Origin of the sequence: Massilia sp. H6, assembly GCF_024802625.1 — a bacterium.
Classification (GTDB): Bacteria; Pseudomonadota; Gammaproteobacteria; order Burkholderiales; family Burkholderiaceae_D; genus Telluria.
Genome location: NZ_CP103371.1, coordinates 226660 through 252550, shown reverse-complemented (window position 1 = coordinate 252550; position 25891 = coordinate 226660). Strand labels below are relative to the sequence as shown.

The following is a 25891-nucleotide window of genomic DNA, read 5'->3' as shown; positions in this document are numbered from 1 at the left end:
TGTTGTGAAATGGACCAGTGCTCAGGGTAGAACGCTGGCAGTGAAACGCAGGTGAAATCGCGTGATCACTTGGAGTCAACAGTCGAACGGAATTGCTATAGTGAATCGCCCCGGGTTTTGTAGAGGCTCCATTGTTTGAGAGAATGGGGCTATGAAAAAGCAACCCAAGTATTCCCCTGAAGTTATCGAGCGCGCCGTGCGCATGGTCAGCGAAGCCGGCAGCCAATATGAGTCGCAGTGGGCCGCCATCACGTCGATCGCTGCCAAGATCGGCTGCACATCGGAAACACTGCGCCGTTTGGGTACGCCAGCAAGAGCGTGATACCGGCCAGCGTCCAGGGCCGACTACCGCCGAAAATGAGCGCGTCAAGGCGCAGCGGCCAAATCAGCTGTGGGTCAGCGATTTCACCTACGTCTCGACCTGGCAAGGTTTCGTTTATGTCGCCTTCGTGATCGACGTCTTCGCTCGGCGCATTGTCGGCTGGCGGGTCAGCAGTTCGATGCGAACCGACTTCGTGCTCGATGCCCTGGAACAGGCGCTGTACGTACGTCAGCCCGAACGGAACGGGCTGGTCCACCATAGCGATAGGGGCTCGCAATACGTATCGATTAAGTACAGCGAGCGCCTGGCGGAAGCCGGCATCGAACCGTCTGTGGGTAGCAAGGGCGACAGTTACGATAATCCCCTGGCTGAGACCATCAACGGGTTCTACAAGGCTGAACTGATCCACCGCCGCGCTCCCTGGAAAACGCGTGAGGCCGTCGAACTGGCCACGCTGGAATGGGTGTCCTGGTTCAATCATCACCGACTGCTGGAACCGCTCGGCTATATACCGCCAGCGGAAGCTGAGGCAAACTATTACAGGCAACAGAACAGTCAAGCCGTACCGGCCTGACTCACACTAACCGGCCTCCATGAAAGCCGGGGCGATTCAGGAGTTGACAACCATTTCTCTGTCTGCAAGATATGTAAGTCGTTGATTTTCTTACTACTGATTTGAAAAACTTAACTCGGCTCATTCAAAAAAAAGAAAGAACAACTTCTGGTTTGCTGGCGGGCTGTTGCAAAGGCAGCTCGCCAAATTGCCGCTAGCTTCGTGGACTTTCTGAGTCGGCCCTTTTCTTCCCAAGAGAGAGCTCGCACATGCTTTCGTCTATCCTCGACGGTTTTAAACATTCCTGCTTAGAAGCAGTCTCCTTGACGCCCATTGCCCCTTCGTTTTGCAGGACTGTAGGCGCCTTGTAGTTTTCCGGATCGATCGCCGGCTGTACTTGATGTTGAAACAGGTCGCGGTCTTTCTGCGCCTCGCGCCGCTCTTTTGTTGGCGGACTGATAAAGAGAATGCTGGCGCCGGCGGGATCGCGCAGGTTGACGGCGGCCGAGGTGCCACCCTCGTAATAGCTCCCCAACACGCCGACCGCCATCTGCACAAAGAAAGTGCTGGCCCCGGTGTTGCCGAAGCGATGGTCGGTGTTGATGAACTGCTTGGTCTTGCTGGTGTCGATCTCGGGGCCGCCTTGCGCCGCATAGCTGTGCAGGGTGCCTTCGAATGCGATCTGCTGGTCGAGCTGCTTGCCGAAGGCGCCGATGATACGGGCCGGGCCTTTTGCACGCTCGGCAGCCGGCAAGGTGTGGAGCGCCTGTTGCCAGCCTGCTTCCAACAACTTCTGGCGCGCCTCGCGGCGCTTGATCGGCTGGCCGTGCTCGTCCTCGAATTTGACGAAAACCGGACGGTGGATGAATCCGAGCGAAGGCAAGTTGTCGAATGCCTTCATCTGATTGCGGTTCCATGGCACCGGGAACCACGGCGTTGGTTTCCAGTCCTTTGGCGGGTCGTTCAGCCAGCGGCGGAACGCCGCCAGGGAGATGTCTGCCTGGTCATGGTCGAACACCGGACGCTTGGCGAATGCTGCCGCGGCCGTTAGCCATTCGGCGACAGTCGGCAGGCGCGTACGATGGTGTTTTTCGGGGTTGGCCAGCTTTTCGGGTGTCGGTACCTTCTTTTGAACGTCGTAGTACATCATCCGCAGGTTCTCTTGCAGGTAGTCATTGTCCGGGTCGTCCCACACATACGGGCGCAGCGGCTCGACGCGTTCGCGGCGTGCCAGCACGAAGACGGCGGTGGAATCGGGCATGGCCGGGATGTAATGACCGTCCTTGACAAGCCTAGGCGCACTTGGAGCTAGAAAGTCGTCGCGCGTTGCCGAGCTGTCTTCCGAATGCAGCATGACGTAGGGCACGTCCGGATGAGTGTCGAAGAAGGCGAATACCTGTTCCAGCAGCTGGTCGGGGCGCTCTGCCAGCTGCCATGGCGCGGTCACGAACAGGTGCCAGGCCATTCCGGTAGTTTCCGCGCCGCTGGCCAGCCCGGCCATGGGCCGTATCTCGCTGGGTTGTTCGGCGGGATCGAGCATGGGGCTGCCCGCATAGAAGGACGGCGCGCCCCAGTACATTGGCGAAGCCGCCGCGCCGTTTTCCAATGCGTCATTCGCGCGCGATCCGGCCACGCCAGATTTGTCGAAGCTGCTCCACTCATACTTATTCGGGTCCGGCTCGCGGATGCTGCTGAAGGGCGTTCCGTTTTGCAGGGCTTCCCACAGCTTGCCTTGCCGGTATTTCTCGACCGTGACGCCCAGGCCGATCACTTCCAGTACGTACTCCCGGCGCGCCGGCTCGGTGTTGGCCGCGGCCTCGTGCGCCTTGAGCTGCTGCGTTTTCTGTTGCCACACGCGTTCCCGCGCGTCTGCCTTGAAGGACCCGACCAGCCAGCTGCCGCCGAACAGAAATGCAACGACCGCCAGCGGCACCCCGAACCAACGTATCTTGTCCATCGTCGTCTCCACGTCAACGTTCATCAGTTCCGGGTCGAGAACCCGTAACTCGAGCCTCGGTCACATGACGAGAGCATTACTGCTTAGAAGCAGTCTCCTTGACGCCCATTGCCCCTTCGTTTTGCAAGACTGTCGGCGCCTTGTAGTTTTCCGGATCGATCGCCGGCTGTACTTGATGTTGAAACAGGTCGCGGTCTTTCTGCGCCTCGCGCCGCTCTTTTGTTGGCGGACTGATAAAGACAATGCTGGCGCCGGCGGGATCGCGCAGGTTGACGGCGGCCGAGGTGCCACCCTCGTAATAGCTCCCCAACACGCCGACCGCCATCTGCACAAAGAAAGTGCTGGCTCCGGTGTTGCCGAAGCGATGGTCGGTGTTGATGAACTGCTTGGTCTTGCTGGTGTCGATCTCGGGGCCGCCTTGCGCCGCGTAGCTGTGCAGGGTGCCTTCAAATGCAATCTGCTGGTCGACCTGCTTGCCGAAGGCGCCAATGATGCGGGCCGGGCCTTTTGCACGCTCGGCAGCCGGCAAGGTGTGGAGCGCCTGTTGCCAGCCTGCTTCCAACAACTTCTGGCGCGCCTCGCGGCGCTTGACCGGCTGGCCGTGCTCGTCCTCGAATTTGACGAAGACTGGACGGTGAATAAAGCCAAGCGAAGGCAAGTTGTCGAATGCCTTCATCTGATTGCGATTCCATGGCACCGGGAACCACGGCGTTGGTTTCCAGTCCTTAGGCGGGTCGTTCAGCCAGCGGCGGAACGCCGCCAGGGAGATGTCTGCTTGGTCATGGTCGAACACCGGACGCTTGGCGAATGCGGCCGCGGCCGTCAGCCATTCGGCGACAGTCGGCAGGCGCGTACGGTGGTGTTTTTCGGGGTTGGCCAGTTTTTCGGGTGTCGGTACCTTCTTTTGAACGTCGTAGTACATCATCCGCAGGTTCTCTTGCAGGTAGTCATTGTCCGGGTCGTCCCACACATACGGGCGCAGCGGCTCGACGCGTTCGCGGCGTGCCAGCACGAAGACGGCGGTGGAATCGGGCATGGCCGGGATGTAATGACCGTCCTTGACAAGCCTAGGCGCACTTGGAGCTAGAAAGTCGTCGCGCGTTGCCGAGCTGTCTTCCGAATGCAGCATGACGTAGGGCACGTCCGGATGAGTGTCGAAGAAGGCGAATACCTGTTCCAGCAGCTGGTCGGGGCGCTCTGCCAGCTGCCATGGCGCGGTCACGAACAGGTGCCAGGCCATTCCGGTAGTTTCCGCGCCGCTGGCCAGCCCGGCCATGGGCCGTATCTCGCTCGGCTGTTCGGCGGGATCGAGTATGGGGCTGCCGGCATAGAAGGACGGCGCACCCCAGTACATTGGTGAGGCCGCCGCGCCGTTTTCCAGTGCGTCATACGCGCGGGATCCAGCTACGCCTTTCTTGTCGAATTTGCTCCACTCATACTTATTCGGGTCCGGCTCGCGGATGCTGCTCAAGGGCGTTCCGGTTTGCAGGGCTTCCCACAGCTTGCCTTGCCGGTATTTCTCGACCGTGACGCCCAAGCCGATCACTTCCAGCACGTACTCCCGGCGCGCCGGCTCGGTGTTGGCTGCGGCCTCGTGCGCCTTGAGCTGCTGCGTTTTCTGTTGCCACTCGGTTTCCCGCGCGTCTGCCTTGAAGGACGCTACCAGCCAGCTGCCGCCGAACAGAAATGCAACGACCGCCAGCGGCACCCCGAACCAACGTATCTTGTCCATCGTCGTCTCCACGTCAACAGTCATCAGTTCCGGGTTGAGAACCCGAAAATCGAATATCACCCACAGCACGAGCAAAAGGGGATAGGCGAGGACCGCGCCGGCAAGATAGCGCCAAGGCTTCGGACGCTTGACCATAGCCTCGTTATCCAGGGCCAGGGCACTCACGCTTTCTCCTTCGGCGCCGTCCGCGTGATCCGCGTTCCCGTCGTTTCCGACACCACGATGTCCAGGAGCTTGCCAGTCAATAGCGGCAGGCAAGCCGGCAAGGTGCCGTCGGTGTAGTACCTCATGTTGCCTTCGATGAGCTCACGCCGCCACGGAGGTTCACACTCGAGGTAGACGCTGAAAGACATTACGAAGTCTGCCCACTTCATGATTCCTTTTCGGTAGCCCTCACCCAAAGGCGGATCCTTCAACCGCCAGTCCGCCACCGCGCACAGGTAGGCATAGAAATTTGGATCGGTGGCCGCCCTTCCCCGGCCAATGGAAACGTCGTAGGCCGTGACCTGGCTATGGTTCTTGCGGCTGTCGAAGATCGCGCTATGAAAGGACTTGGCGCTCACTTCATGCTGCCAGCGGCGCCGCGCCGCATCCCGGCTTTCCCGCACCATCGCAACGACCGTGCCGTCGGGGTTGCGTATCGCATGCACGATCTCGAACCTGTTCTCGTCGTGCGTACCCTTTGGATTTTTCTGCGCGTTGTACGCGGTTTCCATCCGTTGAACATCCTGTCTGGGCAATGGTTGCTGGACGCGTGGATAGCTGACCTTTCCCGTCGGGTCGGGGCACACCTCGGGGTTGATGCGCAAAGCGTCGCTACGAGCGATCGCTATCGCCGCCGTGATCGGGTCAACTTCTTCACACGGCCCACGATTTGCCGGTTTCAGCCTGGAATGCGTCGAGCTTTCCGGAATCTTGACTGCGTCGATTTGACTGCCGCGCAAGTCTGCCAAGCAGGGCTTGGGCAAGGGTTCGCCATTGATCCTGCGGATTCCGTAGCGCTGAGTCTCGGGCGTGTCGCCCGGCTGGACTGGCCACGTGGCAACCGGCAGCGAGGCGCGCAGTCCGCGCCCGCTCTTCGCGACGTGTGCGTGGTCGTCTTCGCCCTTGATCGACAATGCGAAATCGTGGGGCGGCTGGCCAACCAGTACCGGCAGCGCTCGACGCTTTTGCGGGTCCCAGCGCCGCTTTGCAGTAAACACGCGCTGGCGGAAACTGCTGCCCAATTCCAGGAGCGGTTGTCGGGTGGTTTGTTCGGTAATATTGCGGACAGGGCCGATGCTCAAACCTTTGCTGGCCGCATACCCGCTGACGTCGCGTTGCCCGGTGGCCCGCGTGCCTTGCAGGTAGTCAGGGACGCCTTGCCAGCCAATTCCTTTCATGTTCTGCAGGGCAACCGTCATATCTTCGGGGCTGAAGTAGAGGTAGACCTTACCCCGGTTGTCACGATCGGCATCCGGCGTCCAGCGGCCCTCGACCATGCCGCCACATCCAGCCTCGCTGATGTTTGCAAAGGCAGGCGCGCTTGCTTTTGCCTTGGCAACGCCCTTGACGATGTTCACCAGGGTCTGCAGTCTGCCGTGCAGGGTCTGCGGCGCCGCAATCTTGCCGTAGTGCGGTCCCATCGGGGCATCCGTACCGCCAGTAAAAAAATTCGCCAGGTCGACCAGCGTGTCGGTGTCATCATCGAGGCTGTACGGGGGATGGGTCAGGATCAGGGTGTCGGCGGTGCGCTCGCCACGCTCCATCAGGAATGCCTGTGCGAGCAAACTGATCAAGCAGCCCTGGCTATGCGCGACAATCGTGACCGTCTCGTCCCGCCCGTAGTCGCGGATCATCGCGACCAGGGCTGCCAAACGCCGCGCGGCGAGCACCATGTACATGCGGCCCGGAGCATTATTGAGCGGCCGCAGCGGGTCTTTCATGGGATCCATGGGTGCCCCGGCACCGCGGTTCCACATGTCGGGCAGGCTGCTGGTGGCATTGGCAAACGGGCCGCCCCCTTTGGACAAATCCTTGTCGAGGCGATTGCCGTAGCGGTCGGTCATCTGGCCGTTAACCGGTTTTGCTTTTTCTCTCGCCTCCCGGAAGCCCCAGTAGAACGGAATAACCGGACTGTCGGTGTCGGTACCTAGCTTGCGCTTGAAGTAGGTTGCGTCCGGGTCGTCGACCACCTTGTTCTTGTCGGTAGGCAGCGAGTACTTCGCCGGTTTGAAGCAGCGGAACAAGCGTTGCTCAAGTCCGGCGCAGAGTCCTTCTTCGACTTCATTGAAGCTGGTACCAACATCGTTCACGCCGTGGATGATGATGATGTTGCAAGGCTTGTCGCGGGGGTGCTCGATGAGCTTGTCGGAGGCACGCTTGTTTTGCAATACCGTGCAGGAGTACTTCGCCACATATTCAGACTTTGGATATATGCTGCTCGCATCTGTCATGAGTTCACCTTACGGTTGGGCTATTGGTCGCCGCCGCGCATCAGGCTGATGTCGGCCATGTGCATGGCGTCGCGCTCGATCAATTCAGATTTGCCATCGGCACCGCTGCGCACCTGCATGGCGCTGCCGTCGCTCAGCCCGATGTTCATCCTGGCGTCCTTGACGGCGCCGCCCAGCGGCCGGTCACCGTTCTCGAGCGGCGTACCGCGCGCGTAGTGCACCGCCAGCTTCTGGTCGGCCACGCCCTCGCCGAACTTTGGAAACTGGGCCGTCATGCTTTCTGGCCCTTCGTAGAAGAACTCGGGTGCGTGAAATTTGAGCGATTGTTTGCTGCCCAAAACCGGTGGACCATCGCCCAGTTTCAGGAAAGAACCGTCTTCGGCCACCAACAAGATGACTTTGCCAGACACAGTGACGGTGCCTTCGGTGGCGCTCACATTCAGGTTCTTGGCCGAGTTGATGTCGGTGTCGTCGTGCTGGCTCTGGAGCAGCAGCTTGCCAAAGTGGGCGATGCCAGTGAGGCCGCCATTCTGGGCGAACAAGGAAATGCCCTTGCCGGCATTCATGCTCAAGCGCTGGCCGGCGGTCATCTGCAGGTGCTGCTGGGCTACCGTATCGATGTTCCGCGCCGAATAGCTGACGATGGCCTTGCTGCTGGCAAAGCCAATCCCTGCCGGGGACGTGATGCCAATGACCGGCTCTCCCGGCTCGGCCGCCGTGGGTGCGGTATTGCTGCCGCCTTCCCACCGCTTGAAACGGGCCAGCAGTTCGTCTTGCTCCTTGGTGTCGATTGGCATGCCGTGGTGTTCGGCCGCGAAGTTGCCGAGCGCGGCGCACAGTTCACCGCACTCACGCAACAGGCCGAGATAATCCTCGCGCGCGAGCTGGCTGCCTTTCGCGTTCGCGCCACCCAGCAGTTTCCATGCGCTCAGCAGGATACCCCTGGCAGCATGCAGTGCGATCGCCTCGTCACTGCGCAACTCTGCGCCTTCGCCGCGCGGAGCGGCGCTGCCATCCTGGCGCAGCTCGGTCAGGTAGCCGAGGTTGAGCTCCGTGGTGGCATGATCGCTCGCCAGCTGCGCGCTGATCTGGCCCGTGGTGTCGTCCAGGCGTAGCTGGTTGCCGCGCCCGCCGCGTATCTCGCGCGAACGGATGCCCGACTGGTACTTTGTGCCTGGCAGCCTGCCTTCGTGGCGGAACGTCGGCGGTGGGCCACTGCCGTTGTACAGCTGGCCAATAATGATGGGCTTGTCCGGGTCTGCGCCAGCCCAGCCGACCAATACTTCGGTGCCAATCGGCGGCAACAGGCGTGTGCCGCACTGTCCGGCGCTACCGGGCCCGTTGCCGGCCCAGTTGGAAGCCACGCGCACCCAGGCCGAATCGGCATCCGAGTCCGAGCTACCGACACCGTTGGCGTGTTCGTGGTCTTGCGGACGCGTCGCTGGAAAGCGGATCTTGACGCGCCCCATTTCGTCGCACCATACTTGTTCGTTGGCGGGACCGACCACGATCGCCGTCTGTAGCGCCGGCTGTGGCAAGGTGGCACGGGGCGGAACAATACGAATGCCCCGACGCACGCAGGTAAAGCGCGTCTTGTAGCGGATCGGCTCACCGTCGCCGTTGGCAAAGACTGCGTAGTCGCCCTGGCTCCAGTCGTTTCGGTTGAACAGCCGCTCGACGCGAGCGCCAATCTCGACCGGTAAATTGTTTTGCGCTGCTATATGCTGCGCCGTGATGACGAATTCGCGCTCGTTCGCCGGATGGGTATTGATTTCAGGGTGGCCCTCCAGGCTGAACCATTCACCTACCGCCAGGTCGCGCACGCCGCCTTCGCCGTGAAAGCTCTTGGCTTCATATTCGTAGTGCGCTATTTGCGCGTAGCTTAACTCGGTCAGGTCTCTTGCATTTTCGGCAATGTGCGGCGCCGCAACGTGGTAGTTGTCAAGACCCGCGGCCAGTTCGTTCCCGCGCTCGCCCTGGTCGGCCCTTGACTGCGCGCGGGTTTCCATGAACATGCCACCGGATGGATTCTTATAATCCCATGTGTGCAAAGAAACGCTGCCGGGCTGCAGGGTGCGCACGGCGCTCCAGCCAGTGATGCCATCACGCTGCTCGGTGGCGGCGTCGCGATGAAAACGCACACTGCCAGCCGCATTCTGCTCCAGATGGTTGGTGTTTTCGAACAAGAACAGCGTATGCCCGATTGGCTCCTGCCGCGGGCGGCGCTGGTAAGAATCGTTCGGCAAACCAGTGCGGAAGAACCAGGCAATACCGCGGCGCTGCAGCAGGCGCCGTATGAAAGCCGCATCCGACTCGTTGTGCTGCATGATGAATTCACGCGCGGCGAACTTGCTGCCTAGTCCGACGTCGACCTGTAGCTCGAACGTCGCGCGCAGGACAGCATTGCGCTTGTGCCACTCGGCCACCAAAGTCTTGATGACGTCCAGTTCGTTCTGGTTGCGGAAAACCCGGGTGTTGGTGCGGCCTTCCATGATCGACAACGCATCGCGCATCACCAGCTGGTAGGTCGCCAGGGCGCCGTCGCTCTGGCCCGATGCCGCTTCGGTGACGATCCCGCAGATGCGGCGTACATTGCCGCGGTCGGTGATCACGCGCAGTTCGGCAGCTAGCCCGATAAAGTCCTTCAGGGCTAGCGCGGCGTTATCGGCCACGCACAGGACGCGGTACTCAAAGCCGCCGCAGACGGATTCCTTGCCGATCAGCCTCTGGGCTAGCAGGTCATCATCGCGCGCTCCGTCGGCGCGGGCGAGCACGAGTCCTAAAGGCCGGTCTCGCGTCCCGAGCGTCGACATGGCAAGTCGAAGGTCTTGCACGGTGCGCATGTCTGCCATCTGTCATCTTCTTTCAGTCTGGTCAAGCAGCCGACGGCGACATGCGCTCCAGGTGGTACCAGACGTGGGGTCCTGGAGCGTTGTCGAAAAAGAAGATTATTGACGTAGGTTAACCACAGCATCATGCGTTTGCGCAAGAGCTGTCGGTTGCCGTTCAGGGTGGACAATATGGAAGAAGTAGAGCGGTTACCACTGGCGCAGCTTGGCTCGAACGAAGGTGCGCTGCTGCAAACTGCACAGCGAGCGCGACATGGGATGCGACGTCGACCGCTTGGTCGCCGAGCTCCCACAACGCGCTGCCGTGCTGAACCGTTTTACCCGGCTGGGCAGGCCAGTGACGGTTCCAGTATTACAAAAAAACTACCCAGGCCTTAACGATTATTCCGACGCGCCGACTTTGCCTTCATCACCGCCGTCATCACCACGGCCACAGTACCGACCGCTGCAATCGTGCGCCATTTTGGCGGTAGCGGCTGGTATAAACCAGCAATCCAGGAGATGGCCGCCATTGGGGGCGCGGCGCGCCACATGTCCAGCTGAGCGCGGGGGCCGGAACGCGTCGTCATTTCTTGCATCTTCCCGATTCCCATCGCCATTGGCGCTAGCCTGCGGGTACTTTCCTGAAGCGGCGGCGACACGCCGCGCACCGCCGCATCGAGCGCCTGTTCCAATCCCGCCTCGTCACCGACCCACAAGGCGCGGTAGACGATCGTACCGTTCGCATCGATCAGCCAGACCGAGTTCGGCTTGCCGTCGAGTGCCTGGTGCACGCTGCCGTCGACGTCATCGATGGCGATAGGAAATGGCAGCGCATCGCGCTGCTGCAACTGGCGCGCGTGCTCGATCTTCTCGTCCAGGCTCTGCGGCTGTTCCAGATATTCGCCCGGGTGGGCTTCGCGCACCTGCAGCATGACAAAGTCAATATCTCGTCCGAACTCTTGGTGCATTTCCTTGAGCATCGGATTGGAGCTTGCCGTCATCGGACAAGAGAGCGATCCGGTTACCAGCAGCATCGGCTTGCGGCCGCTGGCATCGGTAGTATTAACGCGGCCACCACCGGCCAGGGGCAGGTCGAATTGCGGTATGCGCTCGCCGGGGCGCGGCGCCTTGTCGCTAAACGTCATATCGTCCATCAGTACATGGCGGGTGACGTGGTCATACCGGTATTGGCTTACAGAAGTCATTGCAATTCTCCTTGAAAAAAGTGGGTCAGGTAAGCGTAAGCAGTTCGCCGATCGCATCGGCGATCACGCCGGGAGAGTCTTCCGGCGTAAAGTGTTTGCCGCCAGGAATGCGGTACAACGGGGCTTTCAGGTCGCGCGCGAACCGTTCGCCGTATTCGATTTTCTGGAACTGGTCTGCATCGCCCCAGACGATCCGCGCCGGCACCGCGAGCTCACGCAATTGTTGTTCAATGGCGAGCGTATCGTGCACATCCAGCGACTGGACCTGCCGGACAAAGGCGTCCGGTCCAAAACGCGAGCTGTACATTGGCCAGTGCACGCGCAAGGCTTCTTCGGCCGCTTCTGTCGAGGTATGACCGCGTGCGAACATGCTGCCCAGGATGGGTTTGAGCGCTGCCGCGGGCAGGCGGCGCACCAGGCCGCCTGCCGCACTGATCGCCTTGACGCTGGGGATCGGCCACGAGTCGTAGCCAATCGCATTGGTCAGCATCAGGCCAGCGCACAGGTCTGGACGGCGCACCGCCAGGATCTGGACCACGCCGCCACCGAGGTCATGCCCGGCAAAGACCGCCCGGGTGATGCCGATGGTGTCGAGAAAACGCGCCAGATAATCGGCCTGTTTCGCAATCGAGATATCGCGTCCGCGGCCTTGCACGCGCGACGAGCCGTAGCCCACCATTTCCCATGCGATGCAGCGTGCTTGCGGCAATCGCGGCATCACATGCCGCCACAGCGCAGGCGAGGTCGGAATACCGTGCACCAGGATTACGGGAAAGCCCGTCCCCTGCTCGGTCCAGGTCATGCGAAGGTCGTCGACAACTACGGTCTGTTCCATGTTTTCTCCTTTGTTGTTGCAGATGCCAAAGCGGCGTCAAGCCGGTGGCCTCGAATCATGCGGCCGCGCCCAGTCGCTGTGCCAGGTCGCCCAGATCCAGGGCCTCGATGTCGGGCTTGGGGGCGATGGGCAGCGGCTGCACGCCGAGGCGGGCCAGGAAGGCGGTGCGCATTCCTGCCCAGGCCGCGCCCGCAACATCCCAGGGATGGGCGGCCACCAGCATGCAGTCTTGCAAAGGCACCTGCATTTGCTCTGCCGCCCATGCGTAGACGTCACGATGCGGCTTGTATTTGCCGACCGACTCGACGCTGAGCTGCCGCTCCAGGAAGGGGGCGATACCGGCGTGTTCGAGCTGGGCGCGCAAGACCTCGCTTGAAGAGTTGGTCAGCGCTGCCATGCGAATGCCGCTGCTGCGCAGGGCGTCGAGTGCGGGCAGGACATCGGGATGCGCCGGTGCGCTGCGCAGGGGTTCCAGCGCTTTTTTCGCGTCTTCTTCGCTGAGCATGACGTCGCGGTTGGTCGCCATCATCTGGAGCACCGCGACGCCGATCTCGGGAAGTGGACGGTACTGTCCGCTGACAGTGAGCACCAGCGAGTAATGCAGCAATTTGCTGAACCACTGTTTCGAGCCCTGGTGTTCCAGCAGCACGCTGTCGACACTCTCATGCAATGCAGCCAGATCGAGCAGGGTTTCGTTCACATCGAAGAGCAGCACCTTGGGGGCACTCACCGTCGGAAAGCTCATGACATCTCCTTCATTGGCAATAGCAGGGTTTGCTAATCAAGAACAATCATAGGCCGGCCCGCGAATATGCCGGGCACGATACAAAATTTACCCATACGGCAACAAACGCTAGCAATCGGCACGGCACTCCTGGCGTCGAGGGGCCGTACTCCCGCCGTTCTATAAGGCGCTGTCACCGTTGGCTATGGATGAGTCCGAATATGATGCGCAGCAAGTGCTCGACGGAAGTGACCCGCCCGCCATCAATTGCCCAACGCCAGCCCAGGTAGTTGGGGAGCCAACGCGAGGCAACCCCATGGAACCGCGCCAGCCATTGGCGCAAGCGCCGGTGGTAGGCGTTGACGTTCTGGACATGAATCGCGCTCCGGACCCGCTCGCCGGAGCGCAGATTGACTGCCTGGTGGGCAATACCCCGCTGGCGGGCAAAAGCACGGTAGGCGGCGTGCGAATCGGTAACCAGGAGCGCTTGCGGGGCCAGCTTCGGCAACAGGTGCCGCACCAGTTGGGGCACTTTCAGGGCGCCGCGTCCGGTAACCGCATCGATAGTCCGACCACTGCGGTCGCGTGCAACCAGAATGCAATCGAGGTGGCGTGAGATACCGGGCAGACTGGCCCGTCCGCCTCGCTTGCGCGGCGGGCGACCGAGTGTGCGCGAGCCTTTCTGCGATTCCAGCAAATACATTTCGTCGGCTTCGACGATGCCGACGAGCTGCGCTGGCCGGTCATGCTTGACCCGGTCCAGGAAGCGATGGCGCCAGCGAAATGCCGTGTTACGATGGACGCCGACCCGCTTGGCGGCGTCGCGCACCGGACGAGAATCGAGTACGGCGCCGAGGTAGTCGAGCCACTTGCCGCGCAGCCTGAGCCGCGCCAGCGGCGTGCCACTCAGGTCATTAAACGTGCGCCGGCACTGGCAACAGCGATAGCGCTGCAGGTCGTTGGCCTGGCCGTGCCGGTGATAGCGCTGGCAGCTGCACTGCGGACAGCGCCGCCCTGCGGAACGGATCTGCCCAATCAGGGCGATTACCCGGTCGAGGCCGGCTGCGGGATGCAGGGCATCGAGCACCTGCAGCCGCTGGCCCTGGTTGAGCATGGGAAACTGGGCAAACAGCTTGGCAAACCTGGGCGTTTTCACAGATGACTCCCATCGAGATCGACCGGGGTTGGACCGCGAAATGGCTCAGCAGTTCAATGCTCATCCATAGCTAACGAGTACAGCGCCCTCTATAATCGGCCGCTGGCAGGCATCGCGTTGCGCGCCGCACGACTACTTACGACCGGGCCATGGATCATTTATCGCTGCTATTGAACCGCTTCAGCCTGAGTGCAGGTGTTTTCTACACAGGAAAAATTTGCGGCATCCATGATTTTCCCGACGATGCGATGCAGGGCCACCTCCATCTGGTGCAGCAGGGGCCGGTTCAGGTGCTCGGCCTTGAGCAAGAGACAGTGCTCGTTACCACGCCCACCCTCTTGTTCCTGCCTCGCCCGAAGGCGCATCGCCTGATCGCCGATGAAGGCGAAGGGGCGGAGGTCGTGTGCGGCACCGTGCGCTTCGGTGGCGGGGGCCGCAGCCCGATCGCCGATTCGCTTCCGGACGTCGTGCTCATCCCGCTTGAGCGCCTGCCGGGCGCACACGCCTTGCTCGGCCTGATGGTCGACGAGGCCTTCGCCGGCCGCTACGGTGGCCAGGCCGCCCTCGACCGCCTGTGCGAAGTGCTGATGATCCGCCTGCTCGGGTATTGCGTGGAACATGGCTTGACGCAAGGCGGTGTGCTCGCGGGACTAGCCGACACGCGCCTCGCGAAAGCGCTCATCGCCATGCACGAAGATCCGGCGCGCGACTGGAAGCTGTCCGACATGGCCGCGCAAGCTGGCATGTCGCGCGCACGCTTTGCGCTTCACTTTCGCACCACCGTTGGCGACACCCCGGTCGGCTATCTGGCGTCGTGGCGGATCATGACCGCGCAGCGGCTGTTGAGACAGGGCCTGCAGACCAAGCAGGTCGCGTTCGACGTGGGCTACGGCAGCGCCAGCGCCCTGAGCCGCGCATTTGTCCGCCAACTGGGCTGCTCGCCGCGCGAGTGGCTCAACAGCCAGGACGAGACGCCGGGAACACACAACGAGACGCCCGATTCCCAGCCCGGCCCGGCACACGGATAGGATGACGATTTGCGCCAAGGCCTAGCGGCCCTGCGCACAGTCAATACCTTCCAGGAGAGCCACGCATGTCGAACAAGATCATCCATCAAATTGCCCCGGTCGATCACGCCAGCGCACAGGGAAAACAGAAAGACGTCCTCGACGCTGCACTCAAGGGAACCGGGTTTATTCCAAACATGTATGCCAACATGGCCAACGCTCCTGGCCTGCTGAGCACTTACCTGCACGGTTACGACGCTTTCCGGAAAGAATCAGGCCTGTCGCCCGTAGAACAGGAAGTCGTCTTCCTGTCGATTAGCCAGTACAACGGCTGCACGTATTGCACGGCGGCACATAGCATGATCGCGGAAAAGATGTCGATGGTTCCCGCGGAGGTGGTGCAGGCGATTCGGGCGCGCCAGCCCATTGCCGACGCTCGCCTGGCCGCACTCTCGGCCATGTCGGTGGAGATGGTGGCGAAACACGGACAGCCCTCGGCCGATATCGTTGGCCAGTTCCTGCAGGCCGGATTCGAAGAGCGCGACTTGCTCTACATTGTGCTGGCAGCGGCGGTCAAAACGCTCAGCAACTATAGCAACCAGGCATTCGGCACCGAACTCGACGAGGCATTTTCGGCGTACAGGGTAGAGTAAGGCAGCGCGTTGTTTGCCCGGCCGTCGTCACGGCCCTGGCAGATCGCCACATGCCGCGGCAGGGCAAGCACCCGGCCGTCGTCTACATCCACCGTAAATGACTTGAAGGCAATGCACCCATGACTGAATCATCCACGCTCTTTACCCCCACGACCATCGGCACCCTTGTCCTGAAAAACCGGATCGCCGTCGCGCCGATGACGCGCACCAGTGCCAGCGCCGACGGCCTGGCCACCGACGATATGGCGCGCTACTATGCGCGCTTTGCGCGGGGCGGACATGCGCTCGTGATCACCGAGGGCACCTACCCCGATCTTCTTCATAGCCAGGGTTACCTGCACCAGCCGGGCATCGCCAACACGGCCCAGGCCGATGCCTGGCGCAAGGTGGTCGATGCGGTCCACGCCGAAGGAAGCAAAATCGTCCTGCAACTGATGCATGCCGGTGCGCTTAGCCAGGGAACGCACTGGGAACCTGGCACCGTCGCGCCTTCGGCCGTGCAGCCGCTCGGTACCCAGATGGGCTTTTATCGCGGCGAAGGACCCTACCCGCTGCCTGCCGAGATGACGCTGGCCGAGATCGACGCGGTGACAGCAGCCTTTGCCAGCGCCGCCGGCCGCGCCAAACAGGCCGGATTCGACGGCGTCGAGATCCATGGGGCGAACGGGTACCTGCTCGACCAGTTCCTGACGGCGCATACGAACGAACGTACCGACCAATACGGTGGATCGACCCTTGACCGGGTGCGGCTGCTGGTCGAGGTCAGCCAGGCGGTGCGACGCGAAGTGGGCGACGATTTCACCGTCGGCATGCGTATCTCGCAGGGCAAGGTCAATGACTACGAGCACAAATGGGCCAAGGGCGAACAGGACGCCAAGGATATCTTCGAGAGCCTGGCAGGTGCCGGCATCGACTATCTCCATACGACCGAATTCGATGCGGCGGCGCCGGCCTTTGGCGAAGGCGAGAGCCTGGCCGCACTGGCCGTGCGCTACGGCCGCCTGCCCGTCATTGCCAATGGCCAGCTGGGCGAACCCGACAAAGCCGAGGCACTCATCGAGCGTGGCGACGCGGCCCTGGTCACGCTGGGCAAGGCGGCACTAGCCAATCCCGACTGGCCGCTGCGGGTGGCCGGCGCCGCGCCAATTACCGAGTTCGACTTCGCACTGTTGCAGCCACTGGCCAATATCAAGCAAAGCGAACTGGAGCAAGAGACTCTGGCGCCGACCCCTTAATGACCTGGCACGACATCTTTTCGGTCAGCTTTGTCGTGGACCGCGAACCGGCCCACTAGCGTGGCACTGGCCTCGTTCAGGCCATGCACCTCGACTTGCGCGCCCGCCCTGCGGAACTTCAGCACGATCTTGTCGAGGGCGCTGATCGCCGTGATGTCCCAGAAATGCGCCTGGCTCAGGTCGATATGCACCATGGCCGGGGCGTCGCCGTAGTCGAACGAGTTGACGAGCTGATCGGATGAGGCAAAGAAGACTTGTCCGGTCACCTGGTAGCGGTGGGTGCGACCCCCATCGTCGGTCTGCGAGCGCACTGCGAGCAGCTGGCTGACCTTTTGGGCGAAAAACACGCCGGACAACAGAACGCCGGTCAGCACGCCTTTTGCCAGGTCATGGGTTGCCACCGTGACGACGACAGTGGCGAGCATGACGATGCTCGAGCTGGCCGGATGCTGGCGCATGTGCTTGATCGAGTCCCAGTTAAAGGTGCCGACCGATACCATGATCATCACCGCGACCAGGGCCGCCATCGGAATCTGCCTAACCCATTCACCGAGGAACACGACCAAAAGCAAGAGCACGACACCCGCGGTCAGGGTCGAGAGGCGCCCGCGGCCTCCGGATTTCACATTGATGACTGACTGGCCGATCATCGCGCAGCCGGCCATGCCGCCGATGAAGCCGGTCGCGATATTGGCTACGCCCTGGCCGACACATTCACGGTTCTTGTCGCTCTTGGTATCGGTCAGGTCGTCGATGATCGTGGCGGTCATCAGGGACTCGAGCAGGCCCACCACCATCAACGTGATCGAATAAGGCAGGATGATCTGCAAGGTCTCGAAGGTATACGGCAGGTTCGGGATCAGGAACGACGGCAGGCTGTCCGGAAGCTGGCCCATGTCGCCGACCGTACGAATGCCCAGGCCCAGGACCATGGACACGCCGGTAAGCACAACAATCGCCACCAGGGGTGACGGTACGGCGCGGGTAATGTACGGCAAGCCGTAGATGATCGCCAGGCCGGCGGCCGTCATGGCGTAGACATGCCAGGTCACGCCGGTCAGCTCGGGTAGTTGCGCCAGAAAGATCAGGATCGCCAGTGCATTGACGAAGCCCGTCACCACCGAGCGCGACACGAAACGCATCAAGCGGCCGAGCTTGATCCATCCGGCCACGATCTGCAGCAGGCCCGCCAGGATCGTGGCGGCAAGCAGGTAATCCAGGCCGTGCGCCTTTACCAGCGTCACCATCACCAGGGCCATGGCCCCGGTGGCGGCGGAAATCATTCCCGGCCGGCCGCCAAAGAAGGCGATCAGGGTCGCAATCGAGAACGACGCATACAAGCCGACTTTGGGATCGACACCGGCGATGATGGAAAACGCAATCGCCTCGGGAATGAGCGCGAGTGCGACTACAAGGCCTGCGAGCAGGTCGTTGCGGACGTTGGAAAACCAGTCCTGGCGAATCGTTTGAATTGACATGAAGATACCTTCTCGGGCTGATGCCGAGTACAAGAAAGGGGAAGACGCCGCCAGATGGCGCGGCGTCGCCGGTTCAACTTGCGAGAGGTAACGTTACGGCGGGGTCACTGAGCAAAAATGACCGCGTGGCAGCCCGGCTCCGCGATAAGAGAGCGCTTCCAGGCTCGCATGCCCAAGACGTGCATGGTGCGCGCTTTGCAGTGCAGGGCAGGTCAAGGTGGATGAAGGAAGCGGCAGGGGCATAACCTGTCATATTGCACTGCAACATGGCGCGAGTCAAGTCACCGTGGCATCACCTCCATGGTGTGGGCGATGGTCTGGTGCCCGCATGGTAAGCTGAACACCCCCACGATAAGCTTGAATGTATGAACGAATTGGTAAAGACCGGCATTCCCGGCCTCGACGAGATACTGCTTGGCGGCATGCCCCGGAATAACAACCTGATCGTCGAGGGACCACCCGGCTCGGGCAAGACCACGCTCGGGCTGGGCTTTATCTATCAGGGCGCGCTCGAGTACGGCGAGCCGGGCGCCATCGTGTCGTTCGAACTCGATTCCGCCAAGCTGATGCGCGACGCCGCCGGTTTCAACTGGGACCTGCAGGGCCTGATCGACCAGGGCAAGATCAAGATCATCCAGACCAGCCCGGCTGTGTTGCTGAGCGAGTTCCGCAGCGCCGACGGCGTGTTCGCCGCCTCGCTCGTTGCGATGGGCGCCAAGCGCCTGCTGATCGATGGCCTGACGCCGCTGCGCCTGTATGCCGAAGTCAACGACCTGCCTTTCCGCGAAGACGTGCACCTGCTGATCGAAGGCTTGACGCGCCTGGGCGTGACCACCATGGTCACCGCCGAGAAAGACGAATCGCTGGGCGCGGTGCTGGCGCATGAGCGGTTCGTGTTCGACACCATCATTTCCCTCACGCGCGAGGAAGCGCGGCGCCGTGTGCAGCGCCGCCTGACCGTGATGAAATCGCGCGGCCAGGATTTTATCGGCGGCAGCCACACCATGCGTATTGAACCGGGCGTGGGCGTGCATGTGTACCGCCGCGCCCAGTCGCGCCCGGTGACTTCGCCCGACCAGCCGACCTCGGAAGAGCGCTTGTCGACCGGCTCGGCCGCGATCGACAACATGATGGACGGCGGCATCTACAAGGGCTCGGTGACGCTGGTGAGCGGCATTTCCGGCACCGGCAAGACCGTGCTTAGCGTCCAGTTCCTGACCAACGCCATCGCACATGGCCACAAGGGCTTGCTGGTGAGCCTGGACGAGCATCCGCGCCAGCTGATGCGCAACGCCAGGTCGCTCGGTTTCGATCTGCAGGCGCTGGTCGACACGGGCGACCTGTTCATCCATTACGAGTCGCCGCTCGAACTCGACCTGGATGTGCACTTCGACCGCATCGTCAAGCTGGTCGAGAAAGAAAACATCGACTGCGTTGTGTTCGATTCGATCGCGGTCTACGAAATGACCAGCCGCAGCGAGGTCGCCGATTATCTGTACGCCCTGGCCAGCTACTTCAAGAACCGGCTGGCGACGATCCTGTTCAATTATGAAAGCCCGGAGCTCCTGGGGGTGTCGCAAATCAGCGAAGAACTCAAGGGGTCGCACCTGGTCGACAACATTATTCTGCTCAACTACGTAGAAATTTCCACCGTACTCAGACGGGCCATTGCCGTGCCCAAGGTGCGCGGCAGTCGCAACCTGCAGGTCACGCGCGAATACGCGATCGGCGTGGGCGGCCTGCTGCTGGTCGACGAAAGCACGACCGATATCCAGGCCGTGCCGCAACTGCCGTTCTCGTCCTATTACGGCTTGCTGTCGCGCTCACCGTCACGCCAAAGCCCGGCAGTTGAAGAAGCCCTTGCCAGCGGTGCTCCGTTGCCCCAATCGGAGCAACTGCCGACCGAAACCCCGCGGTGATCAAGGTCGATCTACCCGACAAGGCGCCGGTCGACTGGGACGACTGGTCCACACCGCTGCGGCAGTTTACGGAAGCGACCGGCCTGGTCACGGCCGCCTACGACACGGCCGGGGTGCGCCGCTTCGGACCTGCGACCGGCTCGCGCATGGCGGCGCTACTGGCCGAGCGCTCCAGCCTGTGGGCCGAGGACGGTGCCGGTACCCTGCACGAGCGCGCCCTGGTGCGCACCGTGTGCGCGCAGGGTAGACCAGCGTCGGCGCCGTTTGGCGATGTCTTGCGGGTATGCGCGCAGCCACTGCTGCTGCGCGGCGAAGTCTACGGCGTGCTGGTATTCGGCTGGCGCTTTTCCGACTTCAGCTCGCCGCTGGCTTGCGAGCGCATTGCCACGCAGATCGGCTTGCCAGGCCATTTGCTGTGGAACGAGGCGCGGCTCGATGCGCCGGTATCGGAACAGCGCATGGCAACCTATACCGCCCTGCTCGGCACACTGTCGAGTACGCTCGATCGGCAACGTGAAACCATCGATGACCTGACGCGCGTAAACCGTACGCGCGAACTGTTCCTGGCCACTGTTTCGCACGAGATGCGGACGCCGCTGTCGGCGCTGTCGATGCGCATCGAACTGCTGCTGCGCACGATGCCCGACCTGCCGCCGGCAGCGGTCAGCGGGCTCGAATCGATGCGCGTGCACGTGCGCCAGGAAGCGGGCATGGTCGACGACCTGATCGATGCGGCGCGCACCCTGACCGGGCAGATGTCGATTACCCGTGCGCCGGTCGTGCTGGGCCAGGTCTTGCGCGATGCCATTTCGACGGTGGAAACCCACGCGCATGCGAAACAGATCCAGATGCAGGTGACGCCGGTCGATTACGGCGACCAACTGCGCTTCGAGGCCGACGGCCGGCGCCTGCAACAAGTGTTCTGGAACCTGCTGTTCAACGCGGTCAAGTTCACGCCGGCTGGCGGCGTCGTGCGCATCAATCTGCGCCAGCTGCAAGGCATGATCGAGATCGATATTGCCGACTCCGGCCAGGGCATCGAAGCAGATGATCTGCCGCACGTGTTCGGCGCGTTCAGGCTGCAGCAGCACGACAATGCCACCGGCCTCGGACTGGGCCTGTACATTGCCCGCCGCATCGTCGAGCTGCACGAAGGCAGCCTCAGCGCCAGCAGTGCCGGTCGCGGCAAGGGCGCGACCTTCACCATCCGGTTGCCGGCCGCCACGGCCTGAGGCGCATGTCGCCAGTACGCGGCAAATCCGTACCCGTTTGATCCGGTTCAATCCGGGCGCCGGGGAGAAAGGCATCGTGTCTTCTGGCTGATGGGAGGACGCATGAACGTGTTAATGGTTGGTGCCGGCAATGCCGGATGCGCGCTCGGCGCCATCCTCGCGCAAGAGGGACACCACGTGGTCCTGCTCAAGACCTCGCACGCCCTGCACGACGCCAATTTCGACACGGTGCGCGCCACCGGCAGCATTACCATCGTCAGCAATCCGAAAGGCGGCCAGCGCAGCACGGCGACGATCGCGCTGGCCACGCGCGATGCCGGGCAAGCCTTCGCCGTGGCGCCAGACGTCGTCTACATCACCACCCAGACCCAATGCCATCCCGGCGTCGCCGCCCTGGTCGGGCCCTACCTCAGGGCAGACCAACTGGTACTGCTGGCGCCGGGCTACATGGGGTCATGCTATTTCTTGCCCTACCAGGCGCGCCACGGTTTCCTGCTCGCCGAGGGCGAAAGCCTGCCCTACGATGCCCGCATCAGCGCGCCCGGCGTCGTAAATGTCCTGTTTCGCAATACGCGCAACGCGCTGGCCTTCCTGCCGCGCGAGCGTGCCGCCGAAGGGCTCGAACGCGCTGCCAGCTTGTTCCCTACCTATGTGGCGATCCGCACCAACGTGGTCGAGTCCGCGATGCACAATCCAAACCTGATCGTGCACACCATCGGCGCGCTGTTGTCGGCCAGCCGCATCGAATATGCGCAGGGCGAATTCTGGATGTACCGCGAAGCGTTTACGCCATCCGTGCTGCGCCTGCTGAACCGGCTCGATGCAGAAAAGAACGCCGTCATTGCCGCAACCGGCGGCAAGCCCTCGCCTTATTTCGACGAATGCAAGTTCCGCAACGAAGAAGACCTGTCGCAGCCGTCGATCTCGGTGTTTCGCCGCTACGCGGCCGAAGGCGGGCCAAAAGGACCGAGCACCCTCGAGACGCGCTTCATTACCGAAGACGTACCGATGGGGCTGGCGCTGCTGTCGTCCATCGGTCGCCTGATGCAGGTGCCGACCCCCACCGCCGACGCCCTGATCGTGATCGCCAGCGGCCTGCTCGAGCGCGACTTCGCCGCCGAGGCGCGCACGCTGGCCAGCCTCGGCCTGGGGCAGGTGTCGCGCGAGGAATTCACACACCTCCTGAACGGGTGAGCGCGTGGCCCTGCACGACCTGCTGTCGCATCACTACTATGCCTGGCGCCCTTATCTGCCCGGCCGTGTCCTGTACCACCCCGATTTTTTCCGCGTGCGCGCCTTGCTAGCACAGGACAGCGCCGCCATCGCCGCACAGTCCAGGGCGCGTCTGCGCAACATCCTGGTACACGCGCTGCAACACGTGCCGTACTACCGCCGCACGGTCAGGCTCAGCGCGGCGCAAGCGGCGAACGAACCCCTGCACCAGGTCATGGCGGCCTTTCCCTACTTGTCCAAAGAAGAAGTCATGGCGCAGCAGCGCGACTTTCTCGACAGCCGGCTCGACCCGTCCCGGCTGACGTATGCCACCAGTGGCGGTTCATCCGGACAAGGCATTGGCATGTGGCGCAGCAAGCGCCTGGCCGATATCGAAAAAGCCTTTTTCACCCACGAATGGGGCAAGTTCGGCTTTTCCTTCGACAAGGCGCGCATCCTGCGTATCGGCGCCGACGCGCGCCGCCTGGCCCACGAAGCACCGCTGCGCGTGCTTGGCAACCGCTTGATGCTGTCGCCCTATCACGTGCACGACCAGCACAAGGCCGCGATCGTCGACGCCATCGGCCGCTTTCGTCCCGAGTATGTGCATGGTTATCCAAGTTCCGTGACCGCGCTGGCCGAACTGCTCGAGCCGGGCGAGCTCGGCGTGCAGTTCAAGGCGGTGTTGCTCGCCTCGGAGCCGGCCACCGCGGCGCAGATCGGATCGATCCGCCGCGTGTTGCGCGCTCCGGTGTCGCTCAACTATGGTTTGTCGGAACGTACCAACCTGGCTTTCCTGCAAGTCGACGACGCGGGAACCAGCGCTTACCGGTTTGAGCCGCTCTATGGCTTCAATGAAAACCGCCTCGATGGCGAGCGCGCCGAAATCGTCGGCACCTCGCTGTGGAACGAGGTCATGCCCTTGATCCGTTACCGCACCGGCGACTACGGCCGCATCGGCACGAATGGCCATTGTGCCGTGATCGACGGCCGCGGCCATGAATTTTTGATCGACCGGGCCGGCCAGCGCATTCCGGGCCTTGCCATCGTCATCGACGAGCTGACCTGGGATTTTGTGCGCCTGTACCAGGTGCGGCAGGCTCGCGCCGGCGCCATCACGCTGGCCGTGGTGGCGCGCCATGGCAGCCTGACCCCGGCACAGCGCGCCTTCGTGCTCGACGCCCAGCTACGGCGCTGGGGCGGCTTCTTCGACATTGCATTGCAAGAAGAACACGATATACCGCTGGCGCCGAACGGTAAACGCCAGCTGGTGGTCAGCTCGCTCGGCGTTTAGGCGTTTTCTGCAGCGCTGACCCAGCAATGCCATCGGCGCGCCTGCAAGCCATTGCGCGTGGCACAGGTCGGTTAGGAGTCGACAGGGGCGGGAGATTGGTCATGCGGCCACGGCCAGCAGTTCCAGGCGCAGCTCTTTCATGCCGGCTGGAACATAGATCGAGATCGATTGCGCTTTGAGCATGCGCTCGTACATCGGGCCTTTCGCTTCCATGCTGAAATAGCAAGTCTCGGGCCGCACCGGGACCGCCGCCGGCAGTTGCGGTGCGTGTTGCAGGCGCACCCCGGGCAGCGCCGACAGCACGAATTTCTCGACATCGTCCGGCGCGCCGATCTTGAAGCGCAGCGGCACCACGTCCACCAGTTCTAGCGCCGCAATCGAGGCCGATACCGCAATATAGAAGGTGGTCTTTTCGTCGATCTTGCCCGAGTCGAGCATGCCGATGTAATACGAAGGCCGCACTTCGTTGAGTGCGATCGCGAAATACTTCGACGAGATCACGGTATCGAGTAATTCTCGAATGATCGTGTGCAGCTTGGCGAAGGCCGGTCCCGGGTCGCCGTGCTGGTAGGGCGGCAAATCGGCCAGGGTCCAGCTCTTGGAAAAGGTCATCAGGCCGCCCGCCACGTCGAGCAAGCCCTCGTACAGGCGTTCAGGATGCAGCGCCGGATGATGGAAATGGTGGCTCAGGCTGGCATAGGCGGAACTGGCGGTGTGCAGCAGCCAGAACGAGGCCATGTCGCCGGAGCGGAACTCGACCACGTTGCGGCTCGGTTCGCGCTGGTGCCCGTACAGCGCGGCCACCTTGGCCTGCAGCGCATCGAGCAGGCGGCGCAAGCCCTGGAACAAGACCGGCGCGGCGCCCAGCGACAGCGAGGGTGGTACGAAACCATCGTCGATCTCGAAGCCGCCGGTTGCCGCGCGGCGCAGCCGTAGCAGTGGAAAATGAACATACGAATCGCGCGGCTCTTCTTCCGACACCAGCCGCAGCGACTTGTTCAGGGTGGCCAGCTGCACTGGCGCAGCTTGCGTGTACAGGTCGGGCGTCTCGCCGTTGGCCTGGACGTAGCGCGCCGTGTTGCTGGCTTGCCCGGGAGGCGTGAAATTGCCGCTGAACGGTTTCAGCCCGGGCAGGGCGATGTAATAGGTGAGCGTTTGCTGCGCCTGCGGCAGCAGGCTCAGGTCCACCGCTTCGGGCAGGGCGTCGATCTCCGGCGCGTCGACCAGTTCACCGTCCTGGAAGCGCGCCGACAGCGCCAGCAGCCGCAGCACGTTGTTGGCAAGGGCCTCGCGGTCGACCTGTATGGTCTCGACACCCCAGGCGTAGGGATGCACCGCCTTGATGCTCTTGTGCAGACATTGTTCGTGATAGTGGTCTTGCCGCTGAAAGTGCTGCGGACGCAATAGCAGGCCTTCGCCCCAGAGAACCTTGCTGGTCATCGCTGCCTTCCCTTCAATGTGTCTGGATTGATCGAATAACTCTCCGGAAACCATAACAACTTGAAAGGGTTGCCCATGTGAACTTGATCAAACCTTGGTGCTGCACGGCATGGCAGCATGGGGTTTGGTTTTTGCAGTCATTTGCCACTGAGACACATGAAGGGGGAGCCCCATGAAGGGATATACACCAGGCTTGTTCGACCGCCTGCTCGGTGTGCCGAACCGGGGGCCGGGCCAGGCGGCGGTGCGCCTCACGATCGAGGAATTGAAAGATACGGTAGCGCGCGACCTGGAGTCGCTGCTCAACACCCGTTCCAGCATCCCCGACGGTGCGCTCAAGGCGTATCCGGAATGCGGCCGCTCGATGGTGACTTATGGCTTGAACGATTTCGCCGACCTTTGCCTGTCCAGCCCGACGGATCGCGCGGCGATCTGCGCCAGTATCGAACAGGCCATTGGTTGCCATGAACCGCGCCTGCGCGAGGTACGTGCGCTGCTGGAACTGCGCAACGATTCGGTCAATCGCCTGGATTTCTCGATCACGGCCGTGCTGGTGGCAAGCGTGTCGCAGGAACCGGTCAACTTCGACGCGGTGTTGACGCCGTCGACACTGCAATACAGTATCAGCAAGGCCGGCAAGGCCGCGCGCTTGGCCCCGGTCGGAGCTTGAA

18 protein-coding genes and 2 pseudogenes are annotated in these 25891 nt (G+C 62.3%); 10 read left to right on the top strand and 10 right to left on the bottom strand.

What is annotated here, in order from left to right; genetic code table 11:
- The first annotated feature begins 151 nt into the window (after positions 1-151).
- Positions 152-896 (top strand): annotated as a pseudogene (locus NRS07_RS01105) (IS3 family transposase).
- 193 nt (positions 897-1089) lie between these two features.
- On the opposite strand, the gene NRS07_RS01100 reads toward NRS07_RS01105, so the two are convergent.
- The 4 genes from NRS07_RS01100 to NRS07_RS01085 all read right to left on the bottom strand — a co-directional run bounded on the left by NRS07_RS01100 (position 1090) and on the right by NRS07_RS01085 (position 9851).
- Positions 1090-2832: a DUF2875 family protein gene (locus tag NRS07_RS01100; RefSeq protein WP_259210381.1), complete on the bottom strand. Its 1743-nt coding sequence runs from the start codon at positions 2830-2832 to the stop codon at positions 1090-1092.
- 76 nt (positions 2833-2908) lie between these two features.
- The gene (locus tag NRS07_RS01095) at positions 2909-4729 is read right to left on the bottom strand and encodes a DUF2875 family protein (protein ID WP_259210379.1); all 1821 of its coding nucleotides are present in this window, start codon (positions 4727-4729) and stop codon (positions 2909-2911) included.
- Positions 4726-6999, bottom strand: coding sequence for a DUF3274 domain-containing protein (locus NRS07_RS01090; RefSeq protein WP_259210378.1), 2274 nt, complete (start codon positions 6997-6999; stop codon positions 4726-4728). The genes NRS07_RS01095 and NRS07_RS01090 overlap by 4 nt, the downstream gene beginning before the upstream one ends.
- A gap of 20 nt (positions 7000-7019) precedes the next feature.
- Positions 7020-9851, bottom strand: coding sequence for a type VI secretion system Vgr family protein (locus NRS07_RS01085; RefSeq protein WP_259210377.1), 2832 nt, complete (start codon positions 9849-9851; stop codon positions 7020-7022).
- Between the two features lie 151 nt (positions 9852-10002).
- Between NRS07_RS01085 and NRS07_RS01080 the strand changes: the two are divergent.
- Positions 10003-10200, top strand: a pseudogene (locus NRS07_RS01080) (IS5/IS1182 family transposase); the annotation flags it as partial.
- Positions 10201-10222: 22 nt separating this feature from the next.
- On the opposite strand, the gene NRS07_RS01075 reads toward NRS07_RS01080, so the two are convergent.
- The 4 genes from NRS07_RS01075 to NRS07_RS01060 all read right to left on the bottom strand — a co-directional run bounded on the left by NRS07_RS01075 (position 10223) and on the right by NRS07_RS01060 (position 13750).
- The gene (locus tag NRS07_RS01075) at positions 10223-11035 is read right to left on the bottom strand and encodes a deiodinase-like protein (RefSeq protein WP_259210376.1); all 813 of its coding nucleotides are present in this window, start codon (positions 11033-11035) and stop codon (positions 10223-10225) included.
- A gap of 25 nt (positions 11036-11060) precedes the next feature.
- Positions 11061-11870, bottom strand: coding sequence for an alpha/beta fold hydrolase (locus NRS07_RS01070; protein WP_259210370.1), 810 nt, complete (start codon positions 11868-11870; stop codon positions 11061-11063).
- A 55-nt stretch (positions 11871-11925) separates the two neighbouring features.
- A complete protein-coding gene (locus tag NRS07_RS01065; protein WP_259210369.1) occupies positions 11926-12615 on the bottom strand; it encodes a haloacid dehalogenase type II in 690 nt (229 codons plus the stop codon).
- A 172-nt stretch (positions 12616-12787) separates the two neighbouring features.
- Positions 12788-13750 carry an IS1595 family transposase gene (locus tag NRS07_RS01060; protein WP_373889849.1) on the bottom strand — a complete coding sequence of 321 codons (963 nt, stop codon included), beginning with the start codon at positions 13748-13750 and terminating at the stop codon, positions 12788-12790.
- Between the two features lie 149 nt (positions 13751-13899).
- Between NRS07_RS01060 and NRS07_RS01055 the strand changes: the two genes are divergently transcribed.
- From NRS07_RS01055 to NRS07_RS01045, 3 genes are all read left to right on the top strand, one after another.
- Complete coding sequence (locus NRS07_RS01055; RefSeq protein WP_259210366.1) at positions 13900-14778, top strand: AraC family transcriptional regulator; 879 nt, start codon at positions 13900-13902, stop codon at positions 14776-14778.
- Positions 14779-14843: 65 nt separating this feature from the next.
- Positions 14844-15410 (top strand): carboxymuconolactone decarboxylase family protein, encoded by a 567-nt coding sequence (locus tag NRS07_RS01050; protein WP_259210365.1) that lies wholly within the window; start codon positions 14844-14846, stop codon positions 15408-15410.
- Positions 15411-15529: 119 nt separating this feature from the next.
- Entirely contained in the window at positions 15530-16645 is a 1116-nt protein-coding gene (locus tag NRS07_RS01045; RefSeq protein WP_259210364.1) for an NADH:flavin oxidoreductase, read from the top strand.
- Here the strand turns inward: NRS07_RS01045 and NRS07_RS01040 are convergent.
- Positions 16642-18123, bottom strand: coding sequence for a SulP family inorganic anion transporter (locus NRS07_RS01040; RefSeq protein WP_259210363.1), 1482 nt, complete (start codon positions 18121-18123; stop codon positions 16642-16644). The two genes, NRS07_RS01045 and NRS07_RS01040, sit on opposite strands and share 4 nt — an antisense overlap.
- 365 nt (positions 18124-18488) lie before the next feature.
- Between NRS07_RS01040 and NRS07_RS01035 the strand changes: the two genes are divergently transcribed.
- From NRS07_RS01035 to NRS07_RS01020, 4 genes are all read left to right on the top strand, one after another.
- Complete coding sequence (locus NRS07_RS01035; RefSeq protein ID WP_259210361.1) at positions 18489-20042, top strand: ATPase domain-containing protein; 1554 nt, start codon at positions 18489-18491, stop codon at positions 20040-20042.
- Entirely contained in the window at positions 20039-21274 is a 1236-nt protein-coding gene (locus NRS07_RS01030; RefSeq protein WP_259210359.1) for a sensor histidine kinase KdpD, read from the top strand. Before NRS07_RS01035 ends, NRS07_RS01030 begins: the two co-directional genes overlap by 4 nt.
- Before the next feature lie 102 nt (positions 21275-21376).
- Positions 21377-22468, top strand: coding sequence for an NAD/NADP octopine/nopaline dehydrogenase family protein (locus NRS07_RS01025; RefSeq protein ID WP_259210357.1), 1092 nt, complete (start codon positions 21377-21379; stop codon positions 22466-22468).
- Between the two features lie 4 nt (positions 22469-22472).
- Positions 22473-23780: a hypothetical protein gene (locus NRS07_RS01020; protein WP_259210356.1), complete on the top strand. Its 1308-nt coding sequence runs from the start codon at positions 22473-22475 to the stop codon at positions 23778-23780.
- A 99-nt stretch (positions 23781-23879) separates the two neighbouring features.
- Here the strand turns inward: NRS07_RS01020 and tssK are convergent, their stop codons facing one another.
- On the bottom strand, positions 23880-25220 hold the full coding sequence (gene tssK, locus NRS07_RS01015) for a type VI secretion system baseplate subunit TssK (RefSeq protein WP_259210355.1): 1341 nt from the start codon (positions 25218-25220) through the stop codon (positions 23880-23882).
- Between the two features lie 172 nt (positions 25221-25392).
- Here tssK and tssE point away from each other — a divergent pair, with 172 nt between their 5' ends.
- Positions 25393-25890 carry a type VI secretion system baseplate subunit TssE gene (gene tssE / locus NRS07_RS01010; RefSeq protein WP_259210354.1) on the top strand — a complete coding sequence of 166 codons (498 nt, stop codon included), beginning with the start codon at positions 25393-25395 and terminating at the stop codon, positions 25888-25890.
- Position 25891 lies beyond the last annotated feature (1 nt).